At 59.6% G+C, this 16525-nt stretch carries 11 protein-coding genes; 6 read left to right on the top strand and 5 right to left on the bottom strand.

Annotated features, from left to right (window positions below; all coding sequences use genetic code 11):
- The 3 genes from ACR0C5_RS15390 (at position 1) to ACR0C5_RS15380 (ending at position 7185) form a co-directional block, all read left to right on the top strand.
- The gene (locus ACR0C5_RS15390; protein ID WP_170769936.1) at positions 1 to 987 is read left to right on the top strand and encodes a type I glyceraldehyde-3-phosphate dehydrogenase; all 987 of its coding nucleotides are present in this window, start codon (positions 1 to 3) and stop codon (positions 985 to 987) included.
- A 325-nt stretch (positions 988 to 1312) separates the two neighbouring features.
- The gene (locus ACR0C5_RS15385; protein ID WP_480877708.1) at positions 1313 to 3115 is read left to right on the top strand and encodes an autotransporter assembly complex protein TamA; all 1803 of its coding nucleotides are present in this window, start codon (positions 1313 to 1315) and stop codon (positions 3113 to 3115) included.
- On the top strand, positions 3112 to 7185 hold the full coding sequence (locus ACR0C5_RS15380; RefSeq protein ID WP_480877706.1) for a translocation/assembly module TamB domain-containing protein: 4074 nt from the start codon (positions 3112 to 3114) through the stop codon (positions 7183 to 7185). Before ACR0C5_RS15385 ends, ACR0C5_RS15380 begins: the two co-directional genes overlap by 4 nt.
- On the opposite strand, the gene ACR0C5_RS15375 is transcribed toward ACR0C5_RS15380, so the two are convergent.
- The 4 genes from ACR0C5_RS15375 to ACR0C5_RS15360 form a co-directional block, all read right to left on the bottom strand.
- Positions 7179 to 7688 carry a thioesterase family protein gene (locus tag ACR0C5_RS15375; RefSeq protein WP_237217226.1) on the bottom strand — a complete coding sequence of 170 codons (510 nt, stop codon included), beginning with the start codon at positions 7686 to 7688 and terminating at the stop codon, positions 7179 to 7181. The two genes, ACR0C5_RS15380 and ACR0C5_RS15375, sit on opposite strands and share 7 nt — an antisense overlap.
- A 94-nt stretch (positions 7689 to 7782) precedes the next feature.
- A complete protein-coding gene (gene fdhF / locus ACR0C5_RS15370; RefSeq protein ID WP_480502818.1) occupies positions 7783 to 10566 on the bottom strand; it encodes a formate dehydrogenase subunit alpha in 2784 nt (927 codons plus the stop codon).
- A gap of 14 nt (positions 10567 to 10580) precedes the next feature.
- Positions 10581 to 12284, bottom strand: coding sequence for an NAD(P)H-dependent oxidoreductase subunit E (locus ACR0C5_RS15365; protein ID WP_480877704.1), 1704 nt, complete (start codon positions 12282 to 12284; stop codon positions 10581 to 10583).
- Positions 12285 to 12369: 85 nt separating this feature from the next.
- Positions 12370 to 13251, bottom strand: coding sequence for a LysR family transcriptional regulator (locus ACR0C5_RS15360; protein WP_170769931.1), 882 nt, complete (start codon positions 13249 to 13251; stop codon positions 12370 to 12372).
- Positions 13252 to 13407: 156 nt separating this feature from the next.
- On the opposite strand from ACR0C5_RS15360, the gene ACR0C5_RS15355 reads away from it, so the two are divergent.
- Positions 13408 to 13764 carry a YybH family protein gene (locus ACR0C5_RS15355; RefSeq protein ID WP_170782911.1) on the top strand — a complete coding sequence of 119 codons (357 nt, stop codon included), beginning with the start codon at positions 13408 to 13410 and terminating at the stop codon, positions 13762 to 13764.
- Between the two features lie 22 nt (positions 13765 to 13786).
- On the opposite strand, the gene ychF is transcribed toward ACR0C5_RS15355, so the two are convergent.
- Positions 13787 to 14884 (bottom strand): redox-regulated ATPase YchF, encoded by a 1098-nt coding sequence (gene ychF / locus ACR0C5_RS15350; RefSeq protein ID WP_170769929.1) that lies wholly within the window; start codon positions 14882 to 14884, stop codon positions 13787 to 13789.
- A 193-nt stretch (positions 14885 to 15077) separates the two neighbouring features.
- Here ychF and ACR0C5_RS15345 point away from each other — a divergent pair, with 193 nt between their 5' ends.
- Together ACR0C5_RS15345 and trpA are read left to right on the top strand one after the other, a co-directional pair.
- Positions 15078 to 15563 carry an acyloxyacyl hydrolase gene (locus ACR0C5_RS15345; protein ID WP_480877701.1) on the top strand — a complete coding sequence of 162 codons (486 nt, stop codon included), beginning with the start codon at positions 15078 to 15080 and terminating at the stop codon, positions 15561 to 15563.
- 78 nt (positions 15564 to 15641) lie between these two features.
- A complete protein-coding gene (gene trpA, locus ACR0C5_RS15340; protein WP_480877699.1) occupies positions 15642 to 16433 on the top strand; it encodes a tryptophan synthase subunit alpha in 792 nt (263 codons plus the stop codon).
- Positions 16434 to 16525 lie beyond the last annotated feature (92 nt).

The raw sequence follows: 16525 nt of genomic DNA, 5'->3' as shown, positions 1-16525 counted from the left end.
ATGAAACTTGCGATCAACGGATTCGGCCGCATTGGCCGCACGATCCTGCGGCAGCTGCTGGCCATGCCGCAGGACAATGGTATCGACCTGGTGCTGATCAACGATATCGCACCGCTGGAGACCTGTGCCTATCTGTTCAAATATGACAGCACCTTTGGCCCCTATGCGGGACAGGTAGATCAGGACGACGCCCATTTGGTCGTGGACGGGCGCAGGATTCCCGTGACGCACAGCCCCGACCTGTCACGCGTTGATCTGACAGGCGTGGATGTGCTGATGGATTGCACCGGCGTTGCCCGAACTTCGGATGTGGCTGGTCAAGGGTTGGTGGCAGGTGCAGGCAAGGTCTTGATCTCGGGCCCATCACCTGCGACCGAAGTTACGATTGTTCTTGGAGCAAACGAAGATCAGCTTGGGTCTGCGCGCATCGTTTCGAATGCCTCGTGCACGACCAACGGTTTGGCGCCTCTGGTCAAGGTGCTGGACGGGATCGGCGGCGTCGTTTCCGGGCACATGACCACCATTCACTGTTATACCAACAGCCAGCCCATGGTGGACGCGCCCCGCGGTGATCTGACCCGGTCGCGGGCGGGGGCGCTGTCGATGGTTCCGACAACCACCAGCGCCATGCATCTGATCGACGAGGTTTTGCCCCATCTTGCGGGCCGTATCTCGGGTGCGGCGGTACGGGTTCCCACGGCCAGCGTGTCAGCAGTCGATCTGATCGTGACGCTGGAACGCGGTATGCCGGCCGAAATTTTCGAAACAGCGCTGCGAGAGGTCGTGACACAATCGCCGGTTCTGGGCTGGACGGATGAACCTCTGGTCTCATCGGATTTGCGCACGCGCCCCGAGTCTCTGGTGATCGCTGGCCCCGAGACGCGTCAAATCGGAGAACACCAGATCCGCGTATTCGGCTGGTACGACAATGAATGGGGATTTTCCGCCCGGATGCTGGATGTCGCGCAGCTAATGGCTGCAAGCTAAAAATCGCGGACCAGCTACAGCACCCTCCGGGTCGCAGATCAACGTGACGCTGAAGAACACCCGCACATTGAATTCACTTGGCGCTTTTGCGCGACCTGCCGCGATGCGGCCAAATATCACCAATTTAACGCGCCACTACCATTCAATACGGTCCTCCAGCACCATTGCGTAGGGTCCTGGCCACCACACCCGCCTGCAATTCCCAGTACATATTCGATAATTTCTTTCCCAACGCCGTGACTGATGATCTAACTGTTCAGAAAGAGCTGTCACCCTTCTTAAGGCAGCAATATTGCGTTCGATTTTGGGCAGTTGGAGCCAACAGATGCAGGGAAGCAGGCTGCGCTTTTCTAAACCCTTGGTACTGGGCATCATGGCTGCCGCTATGCCGACCGGACTGTCCGCTCTGGAAACCTCGCTGGTCGCGCCAGGCGCTCCGCAAGAGTTGGTGGACCGGATCGAGGAGACATCTTCGGTTACCACCGCAGAATCCCGCGGGTTGGATACTCCGCTGGAAATCCTGTCCGCCGCACTGTCGGATTATCGGACTATCGTCCAGATCATGTATGATGAGGGATATTTCAGCCCGGAAGTCAGCATCAAGCTAGATGGTCAGGAAGCAGCAGAGCTCAGCTCGCTCAGCGTCCCGGCCAAGATAGACCGCGCGGTGATTACCGTGGCAACGGGCCCTTCCTACCGTTTTGGCGAGGCGACCTTGCGACCGATTGCACCGGAAACCGTCTTGCCCGAGGATTTTGCGATTGGCAAACCAGCCTCGACCGGGGCCATCCAGCGGGCGGCCTCGGCCGGTGTTCAGGGCTGGCGCAACGTAGGTCATGCCAAGGCCGGTGTCGCCGGACAAAAGGTGATCGCTCGCCACCCACAGGCCCGGCTGGACGCAGAGATCGACGTCGATCCCGGTCCGCGCCTGAGATTTGGCGAAATGTTCATTCTGGGTGATTCTGACGTCAAACACTCTTCGATCGAAAAGATCGCGGGTTTCCCCTCGGGTCAGGTCTATTCACCCGAAGAAATCCAGAAGGTCGGCACCCGATTGCGCAGGACCGGAACGTTCAATGTGGTCGCCATCGAAGAGCGTGAAACCCCGAACGCCGACGGCACGTTGGATTTCGACGTCTATTTCGAAGACCTGCCCAAGCGCCGCCTGACGCTGGGTTTCGAAATAGCCTCGCGCGATGGGATCGACCTGACCGCCACCTGGACACACCGCAACGTGTTCAAACGCGCCGAGCGTCTGCGTTTTGAAGCTGCATTGCGCAACATCGGCGGGTCCGAGGACTTGGATGGCCGGATCGGCTTGCGACTGGACCAGCCAGACCGGCTTGGCCCCGATGACAGCACCTTCTGGAATGCCCTGATCGACCGCCGCAATACGGACAACTACAGTGTGTCAATCACCTCGCTGGCATATGGTGCGCGCCGGACCTTCTCAGACCGGCTTTATGCCGAGGCTTCGGCAGGGTTTCAGTTGTCAAACGCGGACGATGCCTTCGGCGACGGACGCAAATTCAGGTATTTCATCCTTCCGTTCCGCGCCGAGTGGGATGAACGCGACAGCAAGGTCAGCGCCACGCGCGGGTTCTATCTGGATGCGCAGGCTATGCCATTTGTTGGACTGTCAGGCACGGAAACAGGTGCCCGCTTCTTCGCGGATGCGCGCAGCTATACCAGCCTTGGAACCGACGGGCGCATCGTGCTGGCGGGTCGGGTGCAAATCGGCTCAGTCATCGGCCCCTCGCTGGACGGTGTGACCCCGGACTTCCTGTTCTATTCTGGCGGCGCAGGCACAGTTCGCGGGCAGCCCTTTGAAAGCCTTGGTATCCCCATCGGAGATGAGGTCGCAGGCGGCAAGTCGTTTTTGGGGCTTTCGGGCGAAGTTCGTGGTAAAATCACCGATACTATCTCGTTGGTCGGGTTTTATGACTACGGGGCGGTCGATACGACGGCTTTTGTGACCAGCACGGCGAACTCCCATTCGGGGGCTGGTCTGGGGGTCAGGTACGATTTGGGCGGCTTTGGCCCGTTGCGGCTTGATCTGGCTGTGCCGGTTCAGGGTGACACGGGCAATGGTCTGCAATTCTATATCGGGATCGGACAGGCATTTTGATACGACGCACTTCATATACGATTGTCAGTGCCACTCTGATCGCAATCGCACCGCCGGTATTCGCGCAGGAAGACGGCGGCGGCAGTATGCTCGAGACCTTCTTGCAGGACACATTGTCGGGCGACAATCAGAACGTAACGGTCAAGGGCCTGCAAGGCGCGCTCAGCGCCCGTGCCACGATTGAGGAAATCACTGTCGCCGATGATGAAGGTGTCTGGCTGACCATCAAGGACGCCCAGCTTGATTGGAACCGACTGGCCCTGATCCGGGGACGGTTCTCGGTCAATGCGCTGACGGCGCAGGAAATCGACATCGCCCGCGCGCCGGGGGCGACGACAACGCAGGAACCCGCCGCTTCGGCTGAGACACAGCCCTTTCAACTTCCTGAATTGCCGGTTTCCATTGAGATCGGCGAGATTCGGGTGGATGAGCTGGCCTTGGGAGAGCCTCTAATCGGTGTGGCGGCCGATCTGTCTGTCACTGGAAATCTGTCTCTGGCCGACGGAACGATGGACACCAATCTGGACATCACCCGGCTGGATCGCGCTGGGGATGAGATCAAGCTGACCGCTGGATTCCAGAACGACTCGAGCCAGATCACACTGGATTTGCAGGTGATCGAGGCGTCGGGCGGGCTCATATCGACCGCGCTGAAAATCCCTGACAGCCCGCCGATTGGGTTGACGGCCAAGGGATCAGGCCCGCTGACGGATTTTACTGCCGATATCGGGCTGAGCAGCGATAACAAGCAGCGCGTTTCGGGCCAAGTGCGCCTGCGCGCGGCTGAGGCCGATCAGGGTATCGCCTTCACCACCAACCTCAGCGGCGACCTGACCCCGTTTCTGACCGCCGAGATTGACCCGTTCTTTGGCCCCGAGACCCGCCTGTTCGTCGACGGGCAGACCAAACCCGACGGCGCTCTGGAAGTATCGGACCTTGAACTGACGACGCAGGCTCTGAGCCTGAAAGGGGAATTGCAACTGGGCGAAGGCAGCGCTTTGCAACTGGCGGCCCTGCAAGGGCGGATCACCCCGCCCGACGGGCAATCCGTGACCCTACCCGTCGCAGGTGGGGATACGTCGATCAAAGCGGCACAGATTTCGGCGCTGTTTGACCGGAAAAACGGCAATCTGTGGGATCTCAGCCTGACGGCCAACGGGCTGAACGCACCGCAAGCCAATCTGCAAAACGCGCGCATTACCGCTCAGGGCGTTCTGGATCAGGACGAGGGCTTTGCGGTCAGCGGCGATCTTCAGGCCAGTGTTTCCGGCATTGACCTGAACGATCCCGCCCTGAACGCCGCTTTGGGGCAGCGGATCATATTGGACGGACAGTTCGACTATGGCAGCGATCAGTCCTTGAACCTGTCCGGGTTCGAGCTGATCGGCTCGGACTATGATCTGGCGCTGGATGCGCTGGTCAACGGCCTGAACAGCGGGCTCAGCATCGATGGCTCGGCCGAGTTGAACGCAACCGACCTGTCGCGCTTTTCCGATCTGGCGCAGATGGAACTGGGCGGTCAGATCACGGCGCGGGTCGAGGGCAAAGGATCCCCGCTTGATGGCAGCTTTGACGGCAAACTGACCGTTGAGGGGGCCGACCTGTCGACTGGGCGCGAGGATATCGACCCGATTATCACCGGCAACACCACCGTCACGCTGGACGGTCAGCGGGGGGCGGACGGCATCACGGTGCGTACCTTCGCTCTGGACAGTTCCGCCGCGCAGGTCGAGGCCAGTGGCAACGTCACGACACCAGATGGAAACCTGACAATTGACGGGCAGGCAAAAGTCAACGCCCCGGATCTGTCGGTCTTTTCCGGGTTGGCCCAACATGATCTGGGCGGCTCTGTCCGGGCCGAGTTCGCGGGCCAGGGCACCGCGCAAACACAAGAATTCGACGGTACGCTCAACATCGTCGCGCGCGATCTACAGACCGGCTTGGCCGATTACGATCCATTGCTGACCGGGCAAACCACGATTCTGTGGGATGGCGCGCGTTCGCTCGACAAGATTGAAATTCGCAAAGCAACCGTGAACGGCACAGCGCTGCGTGCGCAGGTACAGGCGACGGTCAACAACCCAACGGACGCGCCTTCGGGTGAAGGGACGGTGCAGTTGGTCGTGCCCGACCTGTCGCTTTTCTCGGGCATTGCGGATCGGGAACTGACCGGTGTGGTCAACGCCAATTTGACGGGCAGCGGCGACCTATCGAGCCGCGCTTTTGATGTGCAAGGTGATGTGGATGCCGACAATATCCAGATTGGAATGGACCTTGTGGACCGCCTAATTCAGGGCCGCACGACCCTGTCTGTGGACGCCCAAAACAGCGACGAAGGCTTGGATGTCAGAACCTTTCGCCTGAAGGGCACCGCAATCTCGGCCGATGCGTCGGGCAAGGTGGCGCGTCAGTCGGGCGGGCTGAATTATTCGGTTCAGCTGGATGACCTAGCGCGGATCACGGACATCCTGTCAGGGCCGCTAACATTGACAGGCAATGTCGCACCCACCGCGGATGGCGTCGAGGGCACGACAACCCTGAGTGGTCCCGACAGCTCCTACGCGTCATTGATCGGGTCGGTAGACGCGGACGGTTCGGCGGATTTTGACTTTGACGCCAAGTTCAACCGGATCGAGCGGTTCCTGCCAGAGTTCCCTGGCTCAGTCGCCACAAGCGGCACGGCAAAGCGGCAGAACGGGGTCTGGACCATCGATTCCAACACCGAAGGTCCGGCACAAATTAGCAGCACTTTGTCGGGTACGTTCGATGAAACCTCGGGCGAAGCCGATTTGAAGGCCGTGGGCGGTGTCAATATCGGCATCGCGAACCTGTTCATCTCGCCCAACAAGATCGACGGCACGGCCCAGTTTGACGTGGCGCTCAAGGGCAAGCCCGCGCTGGATGCGCTGAGCGGGACAATCACCACCAACGGCACCTCGCTGGCGCTGCCAACCGCAGGACAGACCTTCACCGGGATCGACGGAACGGTAACATTAGCGCAAAGCCGGGCAACCATTGCGATAACCGGCGGCCCGCGCTCGGGTGGCAGTTTCAACGTGTCCGGACCGATTGACCTGACCCCGCCCTTCAACGCCAATGTGACGACGACGCTGAACAATCTGGTGCTGACAGATCAGCTCTTATTCGAAACATCGCTGAACGGTCAGATCGCGCTGACCGGCGCCCTGGCTGCCAACAGTGCCGTTTCAGGCCAGATCAATTTCGGCGAAACCAATATCAATCTTGCTGCGGCGTCCGGCGCCGTAGGTGCCGCGCCGATCCCGAATATCGAACATGTCGGGGAAAGCCCGGCCAGCTACCTGACGCGGGAACGCGCTGGTTTGATCGTGGACGAGGAGGCCACCCAAAGCGACTCGCGCATCGCGCTTGATGTTTCACTGCTGGCTCCGAAGGCTGTGTTCGTTCGCGGTCGCGGCGTAAATGCAGAGCTGGGTGGGCGTTTGTTCATTGGCGGGACAACCAGTTCCGTGGTCCCATCCGGTCAGATCGAGCTGATCCGAGGTAACTTGGACATCCTTGGCCGCCGTCTGGCCCTGACCAAGGGGGTCGTAACCCTGCAAGGCGACCTGACGCCCTATATCGAGTTCGCATCCTCGACCAGCACATCAGAGGGCACCGCGACAATCGAGATCGCAGGCCCGCTGGATGCGCCCGAGGTCAATGTATTCTCAGACCCCGAGCGCCCTGCAGAAGAGGCGTTGGCGATCCTGCTGTTCGGCAACCGGTTCTCGGAATTGTCGCCCTTTGTCATCGCCCAGATGGCCGCGTCATTGGCGCAGCTCAGCGGGGCGGGCGGGGACGCGACCAAAGGCCTGCGCGACAGCACCGGAGTTGATACTGTTGATATCGGCGCCACCGAGGGCGGCGCTGGACGCCTGGGCGCAGGCGCGTATCTGAGCGACAACCTCTATACCGATTTCACCGTGAACACCGAAGGTGACACCGAGGTGAACCTGAACCTGGACGTGACGGATAACTTCACCGTGCGCGGCACTGTCGACGGACAGGGTGAGACAGGGATCGGCATGTTCTTTCAACGCGACTACTGACGGCGGATACCAATCGGCTGACCGACCTGCGGCGCAGGCGTAAGCCCCGCGTGGTCGCGCACCATTTGGGCCAACCGGGCGGCGGCCCACTCTGGATACGCCTCAGACCGACCGGTGGTGTGGCTGACATTCATGAACAACGCCTCTTGCGTGGCGCAAACCTCTCCCGTGTCTGACAGCATTTCGGCAAAATAATGCCCGCGCTTGTGATCGGCATCCAACATGCGGATACGAAATGTCAGAGGCTGCCCCTCGAGCACCTCTTGCAGGAAGGACATCTGCGATTGCAGCACATAGGGTCCCTGCCCCAGCGCGTTGACCTGCACCTCACCCAAGCCCAGATGATCCACCATCAGCCGCTCGAGCGCCATGTCGAACGCAACGCCGTAGTAGCCCACATTCATATGGCCGTTATAGTCGATCCATTCGGGCAGCACTTCAAAGCCCCGAATCTCGACCGGCGCATCATAGGGGCCGTCATGCCCGCTTAACGGTTCTGTCATCTGCATCATCCTCGCAACAGGGCGGCATGTTTGGACGCACGAACCCTGCTGTCAAGAAAAGTTAAAGGCGGCCATAAGGGCCGCCTTTGTTCGGTTATTCCGCCGCGATAGCGTCTTCGATCTTTTCTACCCTGATGGCCGAGAACTTGAACTCGGGGATTTTGCCATATGGGTCGATAGCCGAGTTGGTCAGGATGTTGGCCGCCGCCTCGACGTAGGCGAAGGGGATGAACACCATATCCTCGGCAATCGCACGGTCGGCGCGCACCATGATGTCGATGCTGCCGCGACGGGTCGTCAGTCGGATTGTCTCGCCCGGCTCGATCCCCATCAACTTAAGCGTTCGGGGGTTCATCGAACAGTTCGCCTCGGGCTCAACCGCGTCCAGAACGTTGGACCGGCGCGTCATCGACCCGGTGTGCCAGTGTTCCAGCTGACGGCCCGTAGTGGCAATCATCGGGTATTCGTCATCCGGGGCTTCATCCGGCGGGATAACGCTTGCCGGGGTGAACTTGGCCTTACCGTCCGTTCGCGGGAAGCCATCACCAAACACGATGGACTGACCAGGATCGGTTTCCGACAGAGACGGATAGGTGATCGTCTCGGACTTCAGTCGATCCCAAGTGATGTTATCGAGCGATGCCATTGTCAGCTTCATCTCATCAAACACCTGAGACACGTCCGTGTAGCCCCAGTTCAGCCCGATGCGCTGCGCTAGTTCAACAGTGATCGCCCAGTCCTCGCGCGCCTCACCCGGAGGCGGCACGGCGGGGCGCACCCGCTGCACCTGACGGTTGGTGTTCGACACGGTGCCGTTCTTTTCATACAGCGCCGAGGCAGGCAGGATGATGTCGGCATAGTTCGCTGTCTCGGTCAGGAAGATATCCTGCACGATCATCAGGTCCAACTTGGCCAGCGCATCGCGGGCGTGGTTCACATCCGGGTCAGACATGGCCGGGTTCTCACCCATGATGTACATACCCTTGATGTTGCCCTGATAGGCTTGGTCGATGATCTCGGTCACCGTCAGACCCTTCTCGTTCGAGAAGTCGTCCGAGTTCCAGACCTCGTTGAACTTGGCGCGAATGCCATCGTCAGTCACGGTCTGATAGTCGGGCAGGAACATCGGGATCAGACCCGCGTCCGAGGCACCTTGCACGTTGTTCTGACCGCGCAGCGGGTGCAGACCTGCGCCCGGTTTACCAACGTTGCCGGTCATCAGGGCCAGCGAGATCAGGCAGCGCGAATTATCCGTGCCGTGGATGTGCTGACTGACGCCCATCCCCCAGAAAATCAGACCGGCCTTGGCCTGCGCAAAAGTGCGCGCGACGCGGCGCAGCTGATCGGCTTCGATACCGCAGATCGGGGCCATTGCCTCGGGCGTAAACTGGCGCAGATGCTCTTTCTCCGCTTCCCAGTTCTCGGTCCAACGGTGGATGTACTGGCTGTCGTAAAGCTCTTCCTCGACGATCACGTTCATGATCGCGTTGAGCATCGAGACATCCGCCCCGGGGCGGAATTGCAGCATCTCATCGGCAAACTTGCGCATGCCGACGCCGCGCGGATCCATTACGATCAGCTTGCCGCCGCGTTTGGCGAATTGTTTGAAATACGTTGCCGCGACGGGATGGTTTTCAATCGGGTTCGACCCGATAATGATCGCCACGTCCGCGTCCTTGATGTCGTTGAACGCAGCTGTCACCGCACCTGATCCGACATTTTCAATCAGCGCTGCCACAGACGACGCGTGGCACAGACGGGTGCAGTGGTCGACATTGTTATGCTTGAACCCCTGACGGATGAACTTCTGGAATAGATAGGCTTCTTCGTTGGTGCATTTGGCCGAGCCGAAACCGGCCACGCTGCGCGGGTCTTCGTCGCGCAGGGCCACCAGTTTGGAGGCGGCCAGATCCATCGCCTCTTCCCATGTCGCTTCGCGGAAATGGGTCGACAGGTTCGCGGGATCGACATTCAGCCCCTTGGCAGGCGCGTCCTCGCGCCGGATCAGCGGCTTGGTCAAACGGTGCGGGTGGTGGATGTAATCAAAGCCAAAACGGCCTTTGACACACAGACGGCCTTCGTTGGCGGGGCCATTGATGCCCTCGACGTATTTGACCTTGCCGTCCTTAACCTTCAGCGAGACCTTACAGCCCACACCACAGAACGGGCAGACGCTTTCGGTTTCGCTGTCATAATCCTTGCTGTCGCCCTTCTGCTGATCGTCCAGAACGGTGGCAGGCATCAGCGCGCCGGTGGGGCAAGCCTGAACGCATTCACCACAGGCTACACAGGTCGAATCGCCCATCGGGTCGTTCTGGTCGAACACCACCTGCGCAGTATGGCCACGACCGGCCATGCCGATCACGTCATTCACCTGAACCTCGCGGCAGGCACGGACGCAGAGATTGCAGTTGATGCAGGCGTCCAGATTGACGCGCATCGCAACGTGGCTGTCATCCAGCAGCGGGATTTTCTCGGCCTCTTTCGCAGGGAAACGGCTGCCCGATACATCGTTCAGCTTGGCCATATCCCAGAAGTGGCTGGAGGTGTCATGCGCCTCTTCCGGCTGATCTGCGACCAGCAGTTCCATGACCATCGCGCGTGATTTCTCGGCGCGGTCACTGTCGGTCTTGACGACCATACCGTCCGCCGCAGGACGGATACACGAGGCGACCAGAGTGCGCTCGCCTTCCACCTCGACCATACAGGCGCGGCAATTGCCGTCCGGGCGATAGCCGGGCTGCGGCTTGTGGCACAGGTGCGGAATGGTGAACCCTTGGCCCTTGGCGGCTTCCCAGATGGTCCAGCCTTCGGGCACGGTGACATCTTCGCCGTTCAGGTTGAAGGTGACGGTCTTGTTTGGGCTTGCGTCTAGCATGGCACTGTCTCCCTTCAGATTTCGTCAGCGAAATGTTTGATGACAAGGCGGATCGGGTTCGGAGCCGCCTGCCCCAGACCGCAGATCGAGGCGTCGCCCATCACCTGACACAGATCCTCGAGCAGATCGGTGTCCCACTTGTCGGCCTGCATCAGCTTGACCGCCTTTTCGCAGCCTGCGCGGCAGGGCGTACATTGGCCACAGCTTTCATCCTCGAAAAACCGCAGCATGTTCAGCGCCGCATCGCGGGCCGTGTCCTGATCGGACAGAACCACAACCGCAGCGGACCCGATGAACGTGCCCAGCGGCTGCAACGTGTCAAAGTCGAGCGGGACGTCGTCAATATGGGAGGGGAGAAGACCTGACGACGGCCCGCCCGGTTGATACGCCTTGAATACATGGCCGTCCGCCATGCCACCGGCGGCATCAATCACGTCAAGAATGGTCGAGCCTGCGGGCAACAAGTAAACACCCGGCTTCGCGACACGGCCCGAGACCGAGTAGCTACGCAGGCCCTTACGGCCATTCTTTTCAACTGAATTCAAAATCTGCGGGCCCTCGCGGCAGATTTTCGACACCCAATACAGCGTCTCGACATTGTGGACCAAGGTCGGGCGGTTGAACACGCCGACCTGGGCCACGAACGGAGGACGGTGGCGCGGCAGGCCCTTTTTGCCCTCGATGGATTCGATCATCGCGGATTCTTCACCGCAGATGTACGCACCAGCACCCCGACGCAGGTCAATATAGCCGGGCGCAACGATACCGGCCTGCTCAAGCGCGGCAATCTCACGGTGCAGGATTTCCAGCACCGCCGGGTATTCGTCGCGCATGTAGATAAAGCAGGTCTCGGCCTCGACCGCCCATGCGGCGATCAGCATGCCCTCAAGGAAAACGTGCGGCGTGCGCTCAAGGTAGTAGCGGTCCTTGAACGTGCCGGGCTCGCCTTCGTCGCCGTTCACGGCCAGATAGCGGGTGCCTTTGTTCATGCGAACAAAGCCCCATTTCTTGCCCGACGGGAAACCCGCACCGCCCAGACCACGCAGGCCTGAGGACAGGACGTCTTCCTGCACCAGCTCCCAATCACCGATGTCGCGCAGCTCTTTCAGCTTGGCGTAACCGCCGTTCGTCTCATAGGCCGCGAAGGTTTCGTAGTCGGGCAGATGCGCATGCGTATCATCGGCAGCAATCGCGGCCTGAACCTTTTCGGGGGTCGCGTGGTCGATATGGTTGTGACCGATCTCAAGTACAGGCGCGGTGTCACAACGACCCATGCAAGGCGCACGCACGACGCGAACCTCCGACGCATCCAGACCATCCTCCAGCGCCTTCTGCAACTGCTGGGCACCGGCCATTTCGCAGGACAGGGAATCACAGACACGGATCGTCAGCGCGGGCGGAGGCGTCTCATCCTCTTTCACCACATCGAAATGGGCATAAAAGGTGGCGGTCTCATAGATCTCGGCCTGACCGATGCGCATCTCGACCGCCAAGGCGGCGATGTGGTCGGCGCTGATATGGCCGTGTTCGTCCTGAATCAAATGCAGGAATTCGATCAGCAGATCGCGGCGGCGCGGGCGGTCGCCCAACAGGCGCGCAACTTCGGCCTGTGCCTCATCCGTGAACTGACGGCCTTTGGGCGTGTGCCGCCCCTTGCCTTTACCTGACTTCCAGACGCCCTTGGGTGCGCCTGATGGCTTGGTGTCTAATGGTGCCATGATGCCCTCCGATTAAGGCCCCGTGTCTCATCAGACCAGCATATCGTCAAATCTCTTGTCGCTATCGCACGATAACGACAGCTTATCACCGCAATGAGGCGACGACGGCGCGCAAAGCCTCGACCGTGGGCAATTCGGGCTCGCGGGTCAGGGTGGCCAGACAAATCGGTTTGCTGACAACAGGATCGACCAGCGGCAGCACCTTGGTGCCCCGCAAATCGCCCAAAGCACGCACCAGAACGCGCGGAACAACAGTGGCTGCCAGCCCCTCGCGCGCCATGACCATCGAGGCGGTAAAGCCGCTGGTTTCCGCCACCACATGCGGATGCAGGCCCTGTTCGGCGAATATTCGATCCAGAATGCGGCGGTTCTGCATCTGCGGCTCAAGCAGGCTGATCGGAAATTCGGCCACCTGCGCCCATGGGATCGGACCCGTCTGTTCGGTCATATGTGAGGGCACAAGCAGCACATAGGTTTCCTCGTAAAGAGGCTGAACCTGCCGCAGATCGGTGCCGATACTGTCGCCATAGGTGATGCCCGCGTCTAGACTTCCCTCATCCAGCCGGTGCTGAATGGCGCTGGCCGACATGGTCTCAATCCGCGACAGGATGCGCGGATGCGCCTGCTGCAAACGCTTGATCAGCCGCCCGGTGAAAGCGATCGCCGTCGGAATGACCCCTAGGATCAACGTGCCCGTAATCTCTCCCCGCGCGGCCAGCACTTGTTGCTCCAGCGCCTTGGAATCATCCAATATCCGCCGTGCCCGACGAACCATCATCTCGCCCTCTTCGGTGAGGCCCTGAAACCGGTTGGCACGACGGACGATCGAGACACCCAACCGGTCCTCAAGATTGCGGATGCGCATCGAGAACGCGGGCTGCGATATCCCGCATTCCTCAGCTGCCTTGGCGAAATGTTGGTGTCGCGCAAGGGCGCTAAGGAGTTGGAGGTCGCGGATTTCGATCATATTCGAGTTTTCCAATAACGGGCCGACGACCACTTTAGCCGTATTAACCTGCGGGAAAAGCACCGTCTGCAGGCGAGCATACCTTTGAACGCATTCTTGTCTTACTCAAGAAACTCGCCTGTAATACACGGCAAGGGCAACACGGAGAGGCTTCGGATGACCGCAGTAGAAGTTTTTCAGAAATTGTATGACAAGTATGTTGATTGCTATCGGTTAAAAGATGCAACTGGTTGTGCGTCATTCTTTATGGATGACGCACAACTATTTTCGCCCTACGGCCCTGCAGCCAAAGGCCGAAAGGCTATAGAAGCTACCCATTCTGAATGGGTTGAGGAAGGTGGCGAGGACAAAATCGTTACGGTTGTTCAGGCCGGCATCGACGGTCAAATCGGCTGGTGCCTTGTCCACTTTAGTGAAGGGACGACCGGTTACGGGACATCCCTTAACGTTTTGTACCGGCAACCTGACGGCGGGTGGCTGATCAGCCATTGCAGCCTGAACGAAAAGCTCTGATACAGACGTTTGCCAGACGGGCTCAGTTGTTAAACAAAAAGTGCATCACATCGCCGTCCTTGACGATGTAGCCCTTGCCCTCGGCGCGCATCTTGCCTGCCTCCTTGGCTCCTTGCTCGCCATTAGCGGCGATGTAGTCGTCATAGGCGATGGTCTCGGCCCGAATGAAGCCCTTTTCGAAATCACCATGGATCACGCCAGCCGCCTGCGGTGCCGCGGTGCCGGTGCGGATGGTCCAGGCTCGGGCCTCTTTCGGGCCGACGGTGAAATAGGTTTCCAGCTTGAGCAGGTCGTAACCGGCGCGGATCAGACGGTCGAGGCCGGGTTCTTCCAAACCCATCTCGGTCAGAAACATCTCGGCTTCGTCTGCTTCCAGCAGGCTAATCTCTTCTTCGATCTTGGCGCTGATGATGACGTGAGAATTGCCCTGCGCGGCAGCCATTTCAGCGACCTTGGCGGAATATTCATTGCCCTCGGCGGCCTCTTCTTCGGACACGTTGCAGACATACAGAACCGGTTTGGTGGTCAGCAGTTGCAGCATCTTCCACGCCTTGGCGTCCTCGGCCGTAACCTCAACCAACCGCGCGGGTTTACCGCTTTCCAGCATAGCCTGCGCTTCGGCCAGCAGGCGGTCTTGTTGCTGCGCCTCTTTGTCGTTGCCCTTCAGCTTGCGCACCAGATTGGCGCGGCGCTTTTCGATGCTTTCCAGATCGGCCAGCATCAGTTCGGTCTCGATCGTGTCAGCATCAGCCACCGGGTCGACACGGCCATCCACATGGGTCACATCGCCATCTTCGAAACAGCGCAACACATGGGCGATCGCGTCGGTTTCACGGATATTGGCCAGAAACTGATTGCCCAGCCCCTCGCCCTTTGACGCCCCCTTCACCAGACCAGCGATGTCCACGAAGGTCATGCGCGTCGGGATGATTTGCTTCGAGAACGCAATTGCCGCCAGCTTGTCCAAACGCTCGTCCGGCACGGCCACGTCGCCCACATTCGGCTCGATGGTGCAGAACGGGAAATTCGCCGCTTGCGCCGCGGCAGTCTTGGTCAGCGCGTTGAACAAGGTCGACTTGCCCACATTCGGCAGACCCACGATTCCCATTTTAAAGCCCATTGCGGCCTCCTGAAGCGATGTGACGGCGTCTTCTAGGCGGGTTGTGGAAAATGCGCAACCCAAGCGGTGCAACCGGCAGATGGCCACCGCAGCTTCACTAAACCGTTACGGTATTTGTACTTGCGTGAGTTGAACCGCGCGGGTCATGGTCCCCAATTAGGAATTCACACACAATTAATTGACGAAGAACCCAATGAAAGCGTTACTTACTTCTGTCGCCTTGCTCGTGGCTGCAACCTCGGTACAGGCCCAATCTGTCATCTTTGGCGCGGGTTTTGCGGATTTTTCTAACGGCAACGGCGACGATCAGGGCGTCTTTTCGCTAGAATACCAGCATCGCCCGTTTCACGAAGCAACGCGTTTCAGCGCTGGTTTGGGTGCAGCCCTGACTGTCGACACCGACGGTGACACGCATATCGGCGCAGGTTTGGTGGGCATCTATTCCCTCTCGGATCGCTGGTTCGCTGAGTTAAGTGTGATGCCAGGCTACTTTAACGCCTCTAACGGCGACAATGACTTGGGTGGTGGCTTTCAGATTCGCAGCCTTCTGGGTGTTGGCTATACTTTGGACAGCGGCAACGCCATTTCGCTGGCCGTCACTCACAAGTCGAACGCCAGCACAGAAAGCTTCAACCCCGGCGTCAACGCACTGTTCCTGCGGTATCACTACGGGTTCTAGGCCAATCTGAGCGGTCGGGATTGATTTCCGGCGAAAGTTTCTGCACATCAGGTTCAAACCTGAATGCAAGGACCGCAGATGACCCGTATCGACGCCAAGTTCGCCGCTCTCAAGGCCGAGAGTAAAAAGGCTTTCGTTGCCTATATCATGGCTGGTGATCCCGACTTTGACACCTCGCTTGAGATCGTCAAAGGATTGCCGGGGGCCGGTGTGGACGTGATCGAGCTTGGCCTGCCTTTCACCGATCCTATGGCGGATGGTCCGACCATCCAGGCCGCAGGTCAGCGTGCCCTGGACGGTGGGATGACCTTGCAGCGCACGTTGGACCTGGCCGGTGCATTCCGCGAAACGGATGACACGACGCCGATTGTTCTGATGGGATATTACAACCCGATCTACAGCCGTGGGGTAGATACCTTTCTGGCCGATGCCAAAGCAGCTGGCATCGACGGGCTGATCGTGGTGGACCTGCCGCCCGAAGAAGACGATGAACTCTGCCTGCCTGCGCAGGCTGCAGGCCTGAACTTCATCCGCCTTGCGACCCCTACGACCGACGACAAGCGCCTGCCGCGCGTTTTGCAAAACACGTCCGGCTTTGTGTACTATGTCTCAATCACCGGTATCACCGGCGCAGCCGAGGCCGAGGCCACCAATGTCGGCCCAGAAGTGGCCCGCATCAAATCCGCCACAGACCTGCCCGTCATCGTCGGCTTTGGCATCAACACGCCCGAGAAATCGCAGGCCATTGCAAGCGTTGCTGACGGGGCCGTAGTGGGATCCGCCATTGTCAGCCAAATCGCGGCTGGCAAACCGGTGGCCGAGGTTCTGGATTTCGTAAAATCCCTATCTGACGGCGCACACTCCGCCTGACCCTGCCCTGCTCGACATCAAGACCATGAACCGCGCCTGGAAGCCCCAGTCGCGGTTTTGTGTTAGCGCACTAAAATCCTGCTCAAACCTTA

The sequence above is a fragment of the Ruegeria sp. N8 genome (genome assembly GCF_056531325.1).
This window is presented reverse-complemented; position numbering and strand designations above follow the sequence as displayed.

Excerpts from the sequence above, each read along its gene's own strand:
- ACR0C5_RS15345 (WP_480877701.1), top strand. The coding sequence starts at position 15,078 with ATGAAAGCGTTACTTACTTCTGTCGCCTTGCTCGTGGCTGCAACCTCG.
- ychF (WP_170769929.1), bottom strand. The coding sequence starts at position 14,884 with ATGGGCTTTAAAATGGGAATCGTGGGTCTGCCGAATGTGGGCAAGTCG.
- ACR0C5_RS15375 (WP_237217226.1), bottom strand. The coding sequence starts at position 7,688 with ATGACAGAACCGTTAAGCGGGCATGACGGCCCCTATGATGCGCCGGTC.
- trpA (WP_480877699.1), top strand. The coding sequence starts at position 15,642 with ATGACCCGTATCGACGCCAAGTTCGCCGCTCTCAAGGCCGAGAGTAAA.
- fdhF (WP_480502818.1), bottom strand. The coding sequence starts at position 10,566 with ATGCTAGACGCAAGCCCAAACAAGACCGTCACCTTCAACCTGAACGGC.
- ACR0C5_RS15360 (WP_170769931.1), bottom strand. The coding sequence starts at position 13,251 with ATGATCGAAATCCGCGACCTCCAACTCCTTAGCGCCCTTGCGCGACAC.
- ACR0C5_RS15355 (WP_170782911.1), top strand. The coding sequence starts at position 13,408 with ATGACCGCAGTAGAAGTTTTTCAGAAATTGTATGACAAGTATGTTGAT.
- ACR0C5_RS15385 (WP_480877708.1), top strand. The coding sequence starts at position 1,313 with ATGCAGGGAAGCAGGCTGCGCTTTTCTAAACCCTTGGTACTGGGCATC.
- ACR0C5_RS15390 (WP_170769936.1), top strand. The coding sequence starts at position 1 with ATGAAACTTGCGATCAACGGATTCGGCCGCATTGGCCGCACGATCCTG.
- ACR0C5_RS15365 (WP_480877704.1), bottom strand. The coding sequence starts at position 12,284 with ATGGCACCATTAGACACCAAGCCATCAGGCGCACCCAAGGGCGTCTGG.